General features: G+C 75.0%; 12 protein-coding genes. 6 read left to right on the top strand and 6 right to left on the bottom strand.

All coding sequences use genetic code 11. The annotated features are described in order from the left end of the window. Window positions 1-57 precede the first annotated feature (57 nt). From nhaA to ACFY0X_RS12210, 4 genes are all read left to right on the top strand, one after another. The gene (gene nhaA / locus ACFY0X_RS12225) at window positions 58-1,530 is read left to right on the top strand and encodes a Na+/H+ antiporter NhaA (protein ID WP_387752570.1); all 1,473 of its coding nucleotides are present in this window, start codon (window positions 58-60) and stop codon (window positions 1,528-1,530) included. 359 nt (window positions 1,531-1,889) lie between these two features. Further along, window positions 1,890-2,366 (top strand): phage holin family protein, encoded by a 477-nt coding sequence (locus ACFY0X_RS12220; RefSeq protein WP_387752568.1) that lies wholly within the window; start codon window positions 1,890-1,892, stop codon window positions 2,364-2,366. 188 nt (window positions 2,367-2,554) lie between these two features. Then, window positions 2,555-3,658, top strand: a complete 1,104-nt coding sequence (locus ACFY0X_RS12215) for an alpha/beta fold hydrolase (protein ID WP_387752564.1) — start codon at window positions 2,555-2,557, stop codon at window positions 3,656-3,658. 155 nt (window positions 3,659-3,813) lie between these two features. Beyond that, window positions 3,814-4,023: a hypothetical protein gene (locus ACFY0X_RS12210; RefSeq protein WP_159028462.1), complete on the top strand. Its 210-nt coding sequence runs from the start codon at window positions 3,814-3,816 to the stop codon at window positions 4,021-4,023. Window positions 4,024-4,199: 176 nt separating this feature from the next. On the opposite strand, the gene ACFY0X_RS12205 is transcribed toward ACFY0X_RS12210, so the two are convergent. From ACFY0X_RS12205 to ACFY0X_RS12185, 5 genes are all read right to left on the bottom strand, one after another. Then, complete coding sequence (locus ACFY0X_RS12205) at window positions 4,200-5,387, bottom strand: MarP family serine protease (RefSeq protein ID WP_387752560.1); 1,188 nt, start codon at window positions 5,385-5,387, stop codon at window positions 4,200-4,202. A gap of 46 nt (window positions 5,388-5,433) precedes the next feature. Beyond that, on the bottom strand, window positions 5,434-6,162 hold the full coding sequence (locus ACFY0X_RS12200) for an NUDIX hydrolase (protein WP_387752557.1): 729 nt from the start codon (window positions 6,160-6,162) through the stop codon (window positions 5,434-5,436). Window positions 6,163-6,203: 41 nt separating this feature from the next. Beyond that, window positions 6,204-7,082, bottom strand: coding sequence for an endonuclease III (nth, locus tag ACFY0X_RS12195; RefSeq protein ID WP_387752555.1), 879 nt, complete (start codon window positions 7,080-7,082; stop codon window positions 6,204-6,206). Window positions 7,083-7,450: 368 nt separating this feature from the next. Beyond that, window positions 7,451-7,951 (bottom strand): MarR family winged helix-turn-helix transcriptional regulator, encoded by a 501-nt coding sequence (locus ACFY0X_RS12190; protein ID WP_387752553.1) that lies wholly within the window; start codon window positions 7,949-7,951, stop codon window positions 7,451-7,453. A 41-nt stretch (window positions 7,952-7,992) separates the two neighbouring features. Further along, the gene (locus ACFY0X_RS12185; RefSeq protein ID WP_387752550.1) at window positions 7,993-9,615 is read right to left on the bottom strand and encodes an FUSC family protein; all 1,623 of its coding nucleotides are present in this window, start codon (window positions 9,613-9,615) and stop codon (window positions 7,993-7,995) included. 141 nt (window positions 9,616-9,756) lie between these two features. On the opposite strand from ACFY0X_RS12185, the gene ACFY0X_RS12180 reads away from it, so the two are divergent. Further along, complete coding sequence (locus ACFY0X_RS12180; RefSeq protein ID WP_387752547.1) at window positions 9,757-10,545, top strand: alpha/beta fold hydrolase; 789 nt, start codon at window positions 9,757-9,759, stop codon at window positions 10,543-10,545. Between the two features lie 41 nt (window positions 10,546-10,586). On the opposite strand, the gene ACFY0X_RS12175 is transcribed toward ACFY0X_RS12180, so the two are convergent. After that, entirely contained in the window at window positions 10,587-11,420 is an 834-nt protein-coding gene (locus tag ACFY0X_RS12175) for an isocitrate lyase/phosphoenolpyruvate mutase family protein (protein WP_387752544.1), read from the bottom strand. A gap of 133 nt (window positions 11,421-11,553) precedes the next feature. Here ACFY0X_RS12175 and ACFY0X_RS12170 point away from each other — a divergent pair, with 133 nt between their 5' ends. Further along, entirely contained in the window at window positions 11,554-12,561 is a 1,008-nt protein-coding gene (locus ACFY0X_RS12170; protein ID WP_387752542.1) for a DUF5937 family protein, read from the top strand. Window positions 12,562-12,697 lie beyond the last annotated feature (136 nt).

Raw genomic sequence — 12,697 nt, 5'->3', positions numbered from 1 at the left:
GTCGGCAACTGCACCACCCGTGCATCCGTTGCCGCTCCCAGCCCCAGGAGGTCCCCCGTGACCGACCAGCCGCCCGTCCACGAGCCGACGACCCGCCGCCGGCAATTCCTCGGTCGGCTCTCACTGCCCGAGCGCACCTTCGTCACCGACGCCCTGCGCACCGAGACGGTCGGCGGCATGCTGCTGCTGGGCGCCGCCGTCATCGCGCTGATCTGGGCCAACGCCTGGCCGCACTCCTACCAGAGCGTGCTCGACTACACCGTCGGCCCCTCCGCCCCGCTCCACCTCGACCTCTCCCTGGCCACCTGGGCCAAGGACGGCCTGCTGACGATCTTCTTCTTCGTCGCCGGGATCGAGCTCAAGCGCGAGTTCGTCGCCGGTGAGCTGCGTACGCCCAGTGCGGCACTGCTGCCCGTGGCGGCCGCCGTCTGCGGGGTGGCGCTGCCCGCGATCCTCTTCGCCCTGGTGAACTCCGGCAGCGGCGGACACCCCGGCGGCTGGGCGATCCCGACCGCCACCGACATCGCCTTCGCGCTCGGTGTGCTGGCCGTGGTCGGCAGCCACCTGCCGTCCGCGCTGCGCGCCTTCCTGCTGACCCTGGCGGTGGTCGACGACCTGATCGCGATCCTGATCATCGCGATCTTCTACAGCCACGGCATCAAGTTCTGGGCGCTCGGCCTGGCCTTCGCCGGGCTGGTGCTGTTCTGGTTCCTGCACCGGCGCGGCGTCCACGGCTGGTACCTCTTCGTACCGCTGGCCGTGGTGACCTGGGCGCTGATGCACGAGAGCGGCGTCCACGCCACGGTCGCGGGCGTCGCGATGGGCCTGATGCTGCGCTGCCACCGGGAGGGCGACGAGCAGCACTCCCCCGGCGAGCACATCGAGCACCTGGTCCGCCCGCTCTCGGCCGGTCTGGCCGTCCCGCTGTTCGCACTGTTCTCGGCCGGGGTGGCCGTCTCCGGTCCGAAGCTGCGCGAGGTGTTCACCCAGGCCGCCCCGATCGGCATCGTGATCGGTCTGCTGGTCGGCAAGTCGGTGGGCGTGTTCGGCGGCGCCTGGCTGACCGCCCGGTTCACCAGGGCCGAGCTGAACCCGCGGCTCAAGTGGGCCGACATGTTCGCCGTCTCGGTGCTCGCGGGCATAGGTTTCACCGTCTCGCTGCTGATCAGCGAACTCGCCTTCCCGGACGACCCGGCGCTCGCCGCCCGGGCCAAGACGGCCGTACTGATCGGCTCGGTGATCTCCGCGGTGGTCGCCACGGTGCTGCTGAAGCTGCGCAACCGGCACTACCGCGCGCTGTGCGAGGAGGAGGACCGGGACGTGGACGGGGACGGCATCCCGGACGTGTACCAGGAGGACGACCCGGCTTGGCGGGCGAGGGTCGGCGAGTCGGCCCGCCCGGCGGCCGGCGGGGCAGCCGACCCCGGCAGTGGTCTCGACCCCGACCTCGGCACCGGCCCCGACCTCAGCACCGGCCCCGGCCCCGGCACCGGCACCGGTCACCAGGGCCGGCCCGGACAGTCCGGCTGAGGCGGCGGGACGGCCGGGCCGCCATGGCCCGGCCGAGGCACCACGACCGAGGCACCCGGGCCGAGGCACCCCGGCCGACAACTCCGGAGCGGCTCTCCGGAAGGCACCCTGAGGGCACCGGCAGGAACGTCCGGAACACCCCGACAACAGCGGCCGGCGGCCCCACCGGAGGCGTCCGGGTGCCTTCCGGCCGCCGGGACACGTCCCTCCGCCGGGGCCCCGGAGTGGTGTCCGACTGACCGGTAGGGGCATGATTCTGAACTGTCGACAACCCACAGACGCCTCCGGACCCCCCACCGGCCCCGGAACCGCAGACCCGCGGCGGCGTCACGCCGTACAGCCGCAGAGGAGAACCGCTGATGCCCGCAGGAGCCGCAGACCCGTCCAGCAACGGCCGGGCGCCCTACGAGGGCGAGCGTTCGGTGGGGCAGCTGTTCGCGGCGGCCACCGCCGACCTGTCCGCGCTGGTCCACGACGAGATCGCGCTCGCCAAGGCCGAGATCCGGGCGGACGTCAAGCGCGGCGTCTCCGGCGGCGTCTCACTGATCGTCGCCGGCGTGGTGGCGCTGTTCTCCATCCCGATGCTGAGCGCCGCGGCGGCCTTCGGCATCCACGCCCTGGGCCTGTCGCTGGGCTGGTCCTTCCTGATCGTGGCGGGCGCCTACCTGCTGCTCGCGGTCCTGCTCGGGATGCTGGCCTGGCGCTCGTTCAAGAAGATCGAGAAGCCGGTCCGCACCATCGAGGGCGCCCAGAAGACCGCCGACGTGCTGAAGAACGCCCGGCCGCGTCCGGCCACCCAGGAGGAGATCGACCGGGCCCTCGGCCGCATCCCGTAACCGGCGTTCCGCTAACCGGCGTTCCGTAACCGGCGACCCATTCACGGGCTTCCACAACCCGATCCCGCGACCGGCGCCCGCGACCGGCGCCCGCGACCGGCGCCGGCGACCGGCGTCGGCGGGCGCCGGACCCGCCGACAACGAGTGCCGGGCACGTGTCCGGCGCGCGGATGTGACACGCTCTCGGTATGCCGCTTGACCAGAAGCCCGTGCCCGCGCAGCCGTCCGCCGACCCCGGCCCCGACTCCGGCGCCGGACTCACCCCCGAAGGCCCCGCCGGCCCCGAAGGCCCCGGCGCCGCCCCCGAGGGCACCGGCCTGGCACCCGCGCGGGAGCCCGCGGGCGAGCCCCGCGAAGCGGCCTCCGCCGGGGCCCCGGCGGCGGGCGGCGAGGCCTGGAGCATCCGGCAGCCCGGCCCGTGGACGCACCGCGACCTCGCGGCCAACGGCGCCCGCTTCCACATCGCCGAGCTGGGCTCCGGCCCGCTGGTGCTGCTGGTGCACGGCTGGCCCGAGTACTGGTGGGCCTGGCGCCACCAGCTGACCGCCCTCGCCGAGGCCGGCTACCGGGCGGTGGCGCTCGACCTGCGCGGCATCGGCGGCAGCGACCGCACCCCGCGCGGGTACGACCCGGGCAACCTCGCCCTGGACATCACCGGGGTGATCCGCTCGCTGGGCGAACGCCGGGCGCACCTGGTCGGGCACGCCTCCGGCGGCACCCTGTCCTGGGTGGCGGCGGTGATGCGACCGTCCGTCATCCAGAGCCTGACCGCGGTCTCCGCCGCGCACCCGAGGGACCTGCGCCGGGCACTGCTGACCGACCGCCGGCAGTTCGCCGCCTTCGAGCACGTGCTGGGCTTCCAGCGGCCGTGGATACCGGAACGCCGCCTGGTGGCCGACGACGCCGAGCTGGTCGGCCAGTACCTGAACTCCTGGACCGGCCCGAACGGCCTCGACGAGGCCGCCGTGCACGCGTACCGGCAGGCGATCCAGATCCCCAGCACGGCGCACTGCTCGATCGAGCCGTACCGCTGGCTGCTGCGCTCGATGGCCCGGCCGGACGGCATCCAGTTCGCCCGGCGGATGAAGAAGCCGATCACCGCGCCGACTCTGCACGTCCAGGGCGCCGCGGACCCGGTGCTGCTGTCGCACACCGCGCTCGGCGGCGGCGAGTACGTGGCGGCGCCGTACCGCTGGCGGCTGATGCCCGGGGTCGGGCACTTCCCGCACGAGGAGGCGCCGGAGGAGTTCACCGCCGAGCTGCTGGACTGGATCGGCCGTCACAAGGAGTGACCGGAGACGGTGCCGGACACGGCCGTACGTGCGGTCGACCGGAAGGGCCTTCGGACCCAACTCCCTTATTTTGATGCTCATATGACAACCGCATAGGCCAATTTCGGCGAGGGCCGGGCGGTTACCTCCACCGGCCCAGGGGCATCCCTTCCGGTATGAGTTGGATGCCCGAAAGCGGCGGCGCCCCGCGCGGCCGACGTCACAACAGCCCTCAGCGCTCCGCCCACCGGCCCGACCGGGCGGACGACCTCGGTTTCGACGGCCCGGACGGCCGTCAGCGCACGGAGCGGCGGCAGCTCGGCATCCCCCGCATCCTCGGTCGACGCGCCCGCTGGGTGGGCGCTCGGCTGCGGCGCGAGACCTGAGACGGCGCTCGGCAGCGGCGCTCAGTTCACGACCGTCGGCTACAGCGCGGTGGACCAGAGCGGGACGAAGGTCGCCACCGACATGATCGGCACCGGCACCTTGGTCCGTTCATCCCGAAGGTGCCGAGCGCGGCCAGGCCGACGACGGTGATCCACGCCGTTCCCGGCCCCCGCGGTCAGAGCGCGCAGCCCTGGGTGTCCACCCGGGCGGTCGCGGCGCCGCCCTGCTCGGCGTCCTGGCGCACCTCGGCCGCGGTCAGCACGTAGCCGGTGTCCGCGCTGTCCAGGGACTTGGCGAAGACCACGCCGTACACCTCGCCGTCCGGGGTGAGCAGCGGGCCGCCGCTGTTGCCCTGGCGGACCACCGAGCGCACCGAGTAGACGTCCCGGACCACCTGGCCGCGGTGGTAGATGTCCGGGCCGTTGGCCTGGATCCGGCCGCGGATGCGGGCCGGCTGGACGTTGAAGGCGCCGTTCTCCGGGAAGCCGGCCACGATCGCGCTGTCGTTGGTCTTCGCCTCGCCCGCGAAGGCCAGGGCGGGCGCGTTCAGCTTGGGCACGTCCAGGACGGCGATGTCGCGCTGCCAGTCGTAGCGGACCACCGTCGCGTCGTACAGCTGGCCGACGCCGCCGACCTGCACGGTCGGCTCGTTGACCCCGCCGACCACGTGGGCGTTGGTCATCACCCGGTGCGGGGCGAACACGAAGCCGCTGCCCTCCAGGGTCTTGCCGCAGGAGGTCGCCGTGCCGACCACCTTGACCAGGCTCTGCCGGGCCCGTGCCACCGCGGGGCTGGCGGCCAGCGCCGGGTCGGGGCTGTCGACCTGGGTGATCGGCTCGTGCTCGAAGGGGTTGAAGACCTGCGGGAAGCCGTTGCGAGCGAGCACCTTGGAGAAGTCCGAGAACCAGTTCGGCGCGTCGCTGGGCAGCGCGTTCTGCACCCCGCCGAGGACGGCCGAGGAACGGACCTGCTTGGAGACCGTCGGGAGCGACGCCCCGGCCAGCGCGGACCCGATCAGCCAGGCCACCAGCAGCATCGAGACGACGTTCACCACCGCGCCGCCGCTCGCGTCCAGCACCCGGGCGGGGCGGCGACCGATGTGCCCGCGCAGCTTCCAGCCGAAGTGGGCGGTGATCGCCTGGCCGACCGCGGCGAGGACGATCACCACCACGACGGCCACCACCGAGGCCGTGGTGCCCGGGCCGATGTGGTCGAGCAGCAGCAGCGGCAGCAGCTCGACGGCGATCAGGCCGCCGCCGAGGAAGCCGATCAGCGAGAGCACGCCGACCACGAAGCCCTGCCGGTAGCCCGACACGGCGAATGCCACGGCCGCGGCGATCAACAGCACATCCAGGACGTTCATTCGGACACCCTCCCACGGGCCGCGCGCCGGACGCGCCGACGAGCGGTCACGAAGCGTCGGCGTCGCCGCCCGGCAGCACCCGGGAGTGTTCGAGGTCCCCCTGGACCAGCGCCAGCGCCTCGTCCGAGAGGTCGACGATCCGGGACGGGTCCCAGGGCAGCTCCAGGCCGCTGTGGTGCAGCACCCGGTCGATCACCCCGGCGGTGAAGCCCCAGACCAGCCGCCCGGCGACCGCGAAGGCCGGCCCGATGTGCCCGGACGGGTGGCGCAGCCGCACCCGGTTCGCCGGGTCGGCCAGCTCCGCGATGGTGACCCGGAACACCGCGCCGGTCTCGGCCGTGTCCACCGGGCGCACCGGAGTCTCCTCGCGCCACCAGCCGAGCACCGGGGTCACCACGAAGCTGCTGACCGGGATGAACAGCCGGGGCAGTTCCGCGAACACCTGCACCCCGGCCGGGTCCAGACCGGTCTCCTCCCAGGCCTCGCGCAGCGCCGCCGCGATCGGGCCCGGGCCGTTCGGATCGCCGTCCTCCGGGTCCAGCACCCCGCCCGGGAAGGACGGCTGCCCGGCGTGCGAGCGCAGCGAGCGGGCCCGCTCGATCAGCAGCAGGTCCGGCCCCTGCGGCCCCTCGCCGAAGAGCATCAGCACGGCCGCCGGCCGGCCGCCCTCGACCGGCGGCAGGAAGCGGCTCAGCTGCTCCGGCAGCACCCGCTCGGCCGCCTCCCGGACCGGTTGCAGCCAGGACGGCAGCCCGTCCGGCTCGATGCCCCGCACGACTCCCCCGGCGTCCGGCCCGGGGTTCCCCCACCGCCCGCTCACGCGTCCACCGCCAGGTCCGCGACCCGGCCGTGGTGGACGGCGGCGTCCGCTCGGGCGGCCGCCTCACCGGGGAAGTCGGCCGGCGGCCGCAGCCGCTGCCCGGGATGGCCGCCCATCTCGTACTTCAACAGCTTGCGGGCCTTCTCCGGGTCGGTCTCCCCCTCGCCGTACGAGGGGCAGAGCGGCGCGATCGGGCAGGCGCCGCAGGCGGGCCGCTGGGAGTGGCAGATCCGGCGGCCGTGGAAGACCACCCGGTGCGAGAGCATCGTCCACTCCGACTTCGGGAAGATCTCGGCGACGGCCGCCTCGACCTTCACCGGGTCCTCCTCGGTGGTCCAGCCGAACCGCCGGGCCAGCCGCCCGAAGTGGGTGTCCACGGTGATGCCGGGGACACCGAAGGCGTTGCCGAGGACGACGTTGGCGGTCTTGCGGCCGACGCCGGGCAGGGTCACCAGGTCGGCCAGCCGCCCGGGGACCTCGCCGCCGAACTCGTCGCGCAGCGCCGCCGAGAGGCCGAGGAGCGACTTCGCCTTGTTCCGGAAGAAGCCGGTCGGGCGGATGATCTCCTCCAGCTCCTCCGGGTTCGCCGCCGCCATGTCCTCCGGCGTCGGGTACTTCGCGAACAGCGCCGGGGTGGTCTGGTTCACCCGCAGGTCGGTGGTCTGCGCCGACAGCACGGTGGCCACCAGCAGCTGGAACGGGTTCTCGAAGTCCAGCTCCGGGTGCGCGTACGGGTACAGCTCCGCCAGCTCACGGTTGATCCGCCGGGCCCGCCGCACCATCGCCAGGCGCGATTCCGGTTTCCTCGGCCTCGCCGCCGCCTTCTTCGCCACCGGCCTCTGCGCCGCGGCCTTCCGGACCTTGCTCTCTGCCATGCACGAAGGCTACGCCGACCGGCGGACCGCTTGGGGCCGATCAAGCACGGAAACCCGCCCTGGCGTGGGCTGTTGTCCGATGAACTCCGCCCGTGGCCGTCACCTGACAGGTGGTGGGTCGATCGCCGAGGGGATGGGCCGGCTGCCCTGGCTCCGCCCCGTTCCGGTGGCCCCGCGCCATCGGGTTGACGGGCCGCGCGTTTCGCCCGGCTCCGTCCGTGGACGGCACGAAACGGGGTCCGCCGGAGCCTTCCTTCGCCAACGAACGGAATTCCGGCCGATCCGCCCGGAGCGAGGCTCGCGATGACGTCAAGAGCACGGTTCTCCGTCGGAGCGGCGTTCCCGGTGCCGTGCCACCGGCCGGCGGCTCAGCCCAGGGTGCGGCCGATCGTTCCCTCGAGGCTGTTCAGCAGGCCGCTGAGGGACTCGGCGAGGCGGTCCTGCTCGGCGGGGGTGAGGCCGGCCAGCAGGGCCCGGTCGTAGGTGACGAGTTCCTGGATCAGGCCGTCCACCAGAGTCCGGCCCTCCTCGGTGAGCGCGAGGTGGGCGACCCGGCGGTCCCGGTCGTCGGTGCGCCGGCTGACCAGGCCGCGCTCCTCCAGCAGCCGCAGGCGCTTGGTGACGGCGGCGCCCGAGGCGAAGCTCTCCCGAGCCAGCTGGGTGGGGGTCAGTTCGCGGTCGAGGCGGCGCAGGGCGCCGAGGATGTCGAACTCCGCACGGGTGAGGCCGGCCCGGGTGAGCGGGTCGGGGGTCTGCTGGAGCAGTGCGGCGCAGCGGTTGATCCGGCCGAGGACGGCGATCGGGCCGGTGTCCAGCCCCGGGTAGGCCCGCTCCCACTGGCGCAGCACACCTGCGACGACGTCCTCCACGCGTGCTGCTCCCGTTCTGCGGCCTGCCGGTCGTCTGAATCCTAGGGCGTGTCCGGCAGGGCCCCGTGGGTACGGCGTTCCAGCAGGGCGGCCAGCAGCAGGTGGGCCTGCTGCTCGGTGGCGGTGGCGCGCTGGTGCGGGAGGGCGGGGCGGCGCCACTCGCCGGCGGCGGTGTCGGTGGCCTCGCGCAGCTCCAGCAGGGCGGTTGCGAGGCCGGTGCGGGCGGCGTGGGCCTCCGGAGCGTTCGCGGCGGCGACGGCGGCCAGCGCCCGGTGGCCGGCGGCCTCGGCTCCGGCCAGGGCACGGGTCAGCCGGGCGGCGGTGCGGCGGTTGGTGACCAGCAGGCAGGCCGCGAGGCCGGTGACCGCGCCGACGCAGGTGTCCAGCCAGCGTTCGCCGATCAGCACCCCGGCCCGCTGCGGGCCGGCGAACTCCGTCATCAGCAGTGCCAGCGGGGTGACGAAGACCGTCGCCAGCCAGTAGCTGCGGGCGATCGTCGCCTCCGCGCCGAACTGGCAGACCAGCCCGAGCCCGATCAGCGCCACCGGGCCCGAGTGCGCGACCGGCAGCGCGGCGGTGAACAGCAGCAGGCCGAGCAGGTTGCCCAGCACCCGCTGCAGCGCGCGCTGCCAGGACAGCGTGCTGTTGGCCTGGAACACCGAGGCCGCGGTGACGATCGCCCAGTACGGCCGGCCGACGCCGAGCGCCAGCGAGAGCCACCCGGCGGCGGCACAGCCGACCGCGACCCGCAGGGCGATCGGCAGCAGTGCCGAGCCGGGCCGCAGTGCCCGGCGCAGCGGCGGCCGGGGGCCGGGACGGCGGGCGGCCGGTTCGGCCGCCTCCGCCTCGGTGAGGTCGGGCGACGGCAGCCGGCGGCCGCGCCGGAGGTCGCGGGCCCAGCCGAGGTACCGCGCGGCGTCCTCGGGCCGGGCCGAGTCGGCCAGCGCGGTCTCCGCCCGCACCAGCAGCCGCTCGGGCGCGTCGCCGAGGACGCGCCGCCGGGCGGGGGCGGAGAGCGCGAGGCTCTGCCAGGCCGCCTCGACCGCGCCGACCAGGGCGGTACGGGCTACGGCGTCCGGCCGGCCGGGCCCGGTCCGCAGCAGCCTGGCGGCGGCTTCCAGGGCGCGGGCGGTGGCGATCCGCTCCGGCCCGTACGGGCGCGCCACGGCCGGGGCCATGCAGACCAGCCAGGCCAGTACGGCGCCGAGCGCGGTGAGCGCCAGGTGCGGGGGGACGTCGGACATCCGCTGCGGGACGAAGGCGCAGCTGGCGGAGGTGAAGGTGATGATCAGACTGCCGGGCGGGCCGACCCGGGCCGCGTCACAGAGCAGTCTGTGCAGGGCGGCGAGCACCGCGGCCACCGCGACCAGGACGACGGCGTCGCGGGTCAGCGCGGCGGCGGTGAGGGCGGCGCCGGTGCTGAGCACGGTGCCGAGCAGCACGCCGGCCAGCATCCGGGCCCGGGCCCGGTACGGCAGCCCGTGCCCGTACAGCGCGCCGAGGCCACCGGCCGAGGTGTAGAGGGCGAGGTCGAGCCGGCCGAGGCCGAGCAGGGCGAGGTTGAGCGCGCCGAGGGTGACCACGGCGCTGAGCGCGGGCTTGTGCCAGCCGTCCCCGGCCGGACCGACCCGAAGTGCCTGACGGAACTGGGCGGTTGTGACCATGCAAAAAAGGTTAGCAGATAATTTATCCGTGAAATATATGCTCGGCCGGACCGCCGGAAAAAGTCCCGGCCGGAGCGATGAGTTCCGCGGCGCACCCCGGTCTACCTCCATGACCGACCCGTACGCCAGAAGGAAAACCCCATGAACCCCGTGGTCTCCACCGACGGCACCGTCCTCGCCTGCTCCGTCACCGGCTCCGGCCCGGCGGTCGTGCTGGTCGACGGCGCGATGTGCCACCGCGGCTTCGGGCCGGGCGCCGCGATCGCCGAGCAGCTGGCGGGCCACCACACCGTGTGGACGTACGACCGGCGCGGGCGCGGCACCAGTGGGGACACCGCCCCGTTCGCGGTGGAGCGCGAGATCGAGGACCTGGCCGCCGTCATCGCGGCGGCGGGCGGTTCGGCTCGCGTCCTCGCCCTCTCCTCGGGCGCCGCGCTCGCCCTGCGGGCCGCCGCCGCGGACATCGGCATCACCCGGCTCGCCGTCTACGAGCCGCCGTTCAGCACCGGGGAGGAGCAGCGCGAGCGCTTCGGCCGGTACGTCGACGAACTGACGGCGACGCTCGCCGAGGGACGCCGCGGGGACGCCGTCGCGGCCTTCATGGGCTACGTCGGGATGCCGGCGGAGATGGTGGACGGCATGCGCGGCGCCCCGGTGTGGCCGCTGTTCGAGACGGTCGCGCCGACGCTGGCGTACGACGCGGCGGCGCTCGCGGTCGAGACCGGCGCGGCCGTCCCGGCCGGCCTGCTGGCCGCGCTCGACCTGCCGGTCCTGGTCCTGGACGGCGGCGCCAGCCCGGAGCAACTGCGTGCCCCGGCCCGCGCGGTGGCGGCGGCCCTGCCGGGCGCCGAGTACCGGACCCTGGAGGGCCAGACCCACGAGGTGGCGCCCGAGGTGCTGGCGCCGGAGCTGCTGAAGTTCTACGCCTGACGCCCGCGTCACCCCGCGGACGCGCGTTCGAGGACGGCCCGTCAGCCTCGGTACAGGCCGTTCAGCTCCCCGAAGCCGAGCGACCCGTCGAACTCCGTCAGCGTTCCGGCGCCGAGCAGTTCGGCGGCCGCGCGGCGGGCCGCGGTGTACGCGAGCTGGGCGAGCCCGGTGCCGACGCTGACTCGCCGCACCCCCGCGGCGGCGAGCTCGGCGACGCCCGGTCCGCCCGCGACGGCCATCGCGTTGACCGGCAGCGGGGAGCGGGCGCACAGGTCGGCGAGGGCGTCGAGGTCCAGCAGCCCGGGCACGAACAGGCCGTCGGCGCCCGCCCCGGCGTAGGCCTCGGCCCGGGCCAGCACGTCGTCGAGCCCGCCCAGCCCGAACAGGAAGACGTCGGTGCGGGCGTTGACCACCAGCTCGGGCAGCCCGGCGTCCGCCGCCGCGGTACGGGCCGCGCGCAGCCGCTCGGCCTGCTCGGCCACCGGGAAGAGCGGTCCGCCGACGGCCGCCGAGTCCTCCAGGTTGACGCCCGCCGCACCGGCGTCGACCAGGGCCGCCACCGTCCGCGCCACGTCGGCGGGCCCCGGCCCGTAGCCGCCCTCGGCGTCCACGGTGACCGGCAGGTCCACCGCCGCGGCGATCCGCCGGGCCGCCTCGACCGCCGCCGCCCGGTCGAGCCGCTGGCCGTCGCCGTGCCCGAGCGACCAGGAGACGCCGCCGCTGGTGGTGGCGACCGCCCGGGCGCCGGCCGAGGCGATCACCGCGGCGCTGCCCGCGTCCCAGGCGTTGGGCAGGACGAGCACGCCGTCCGCGATCAGCTCGCGCAGCCGCAGCGCCCGGCCGCGGGTGACGGAGATGGCAGGCGTGGTGGACATGGAGGCACCGGCTTTCGTACGGATCGGTGGGGTCACGGGCATCCTGCGGCCCGGCCGACGGCCCCGACCAGTGATTAAGCTGGGGCCGAATCCTGGCAGCCAGGGGCCCCGCCCCCACCGGGGAGGGGCCCGCATGCGCACCGAACTGCACTTCTCCGCCAACGACTTGGCGCTGACCCGGTTCGCCGTCTCCCCGATGCAGGAGGTGGTGACCAGCCTGCGCGCCCTCGCCCACTCGCCCGTCCCGGCGCTGTACCGCCGCTGGGCCGGGCAGGTCCGCGAGCGGAACGCCGCCGGGCCGGTGACGGAACGGCTGGCCGCCCTGGTACCGCCCGACGGCCACCTGCCGGACTTCCTCAACCCCGCCCCGGTCGGCTTCTCCCCCTCCCTCGCCGAGGAGCTGGCCGCGATCAACGCCACCTCCCCCGGGCAGGTCCGGGCCGACCTCGACATCCTGGCCGCCGAGGCGGGCGGCCGGCTGCCCGCCGTCCTGGAGCCGCTGCACCGGGACCCGGCCGGGCAACTGCCCGGGCTGGCCGCCGAGATCGAGGTGTACTGGGAGCGGGCGCTCGCCCCGTACTGGGCCCGGATCCGCGCGCTGCTCGCGGCGGACGTCTTCCACCGCTCCCGGCAGGCCGCCGAGCACGGCACCGCGCGGATGCTGGACGAGCTGCACGGGACGGTCCGCTGGGACGGCGCCGCGCTGCGGCTGGAGCGGCGGCACTGCGCGGTCACCCGGCTGAACGCCGGGGCCGGGCTGCTGCTCGTGCCCTCGGCCTTCGCCTGGCCGCGGGTGCTGACCCGGGTGCTGCCGCCCGACCCGCCGCAGCTGAGCTACCCGGCGCGCGGCGCGGCGACGCTGTGGGAGCGGCGGCCGGACCCGACGGACCGCGCCGAGGCGCTGGCCGGCGTCCTCGGCCGCTCCCGCGCCCGGCTGCTGGCCGAGCTGGACGCCCCGGCCTCGACCACCGAGCTGGCCCGCCGCACCGGACTGTCCGCGGCCGGCGTGTCGCAGCACCTCACCGCCCTGCGCACCGCGGGTCTGACCAGCGCCCACCGCGCCGGGCACGCCGTCCTGTACGCCCGTACGGCGGTGGGCGATTCCCTGTTCGAGCAGGACGGACAGGCGTTCCACCGATGACCGCCCGCGGGCTCCCGTCGCCGGGCCCGCCCGGTGACCGTCCGGTACGAATGGCCCCGCACGGCACACCTCGGCACACCCCCTCCTCATATGATCGGAGCGACATGCGCCATGCTTGGTGACGCAGAACACTGAA

The organism is Kitasatospora sp. NPDC001547 (assembly GCF_042894165.1).
In the GTDB taxonomy this organism is placed as follows: Bacteria; Actinomycetota; Actinomycetes; order Streptomycetales; family Streptomycetaceae; genus Kitasatospora.
The sequence above is the reverse complement of the archived record's forward strand: the minus strand, read 5'-3'. Positions and strand labels throughout refer to the sequence as shown.

Coding starts and splice junctions, on each gene's coding strand:
- ACFY0X_RS12220 (WP_387752568.1), top strand. CDS start 1,890: ATGCCCGCAGGAGCCGCAGACCCGTCCAGCAACGGCCGGGCGCCCTAC.
- ACFY0X_RS12215 (WP_387752564.1), top strand. CDS start 2,555: ATGCCGCTTGACCAGAAGCCCGTGCCCGCGCAGCCGTCCGCCGACCCC.
- ACFY0X_RS12210 (WP_159028462.1), top strand. CDS start 3,814: ATGAGTTGGATGCCCGAAAGCGGCGGCGCCCCGCGCGGCCGACGTCAC.
- ACFY0X_RS12205 (WP_387752560.1), bottom strand. CDS start 5,387: ATGAACGTCCTGGATGTGCTGTTGATCGCCGCGGCCGTGGCATTCGCC.
- nth (WP_387752555.1), bottom strand. CDS start 7,082: ATGGCAGAGAGCAAGGTCCGGAAGGCCGCGGCGCAGAGGCCGGTGGCG.
- ACFY0X_RS12185 (WP_387752550.1), bottom strand. CDS start 9,615: ATGGTCACAACCGCCCAGTTCCGTCAGGCACTTCGGGTCGGTCCGGCC.
- ACFY0X_RS12180 (WP_387752547.1), top strand. CDS start 9,757: ATGAACCCCGTGGTCTCCACCGACGGCACCGTCCTCGCCTGCTCCGTC.
- ACFY0X_RS12175 (WP_387752544.1), bottom strand. CDS start 11,420: ATGTCCACCACGCCTGCCATCTCCGTCACCCGCGGCCGGGCGCTGCGG.
- ACFY0X_RS12170 (WP_387752542.1), top strand. CDS start 11,554: ATGCGCACCGAACTGCACTTCTCCGCCAACGACTTGGCGCTGACCCGG.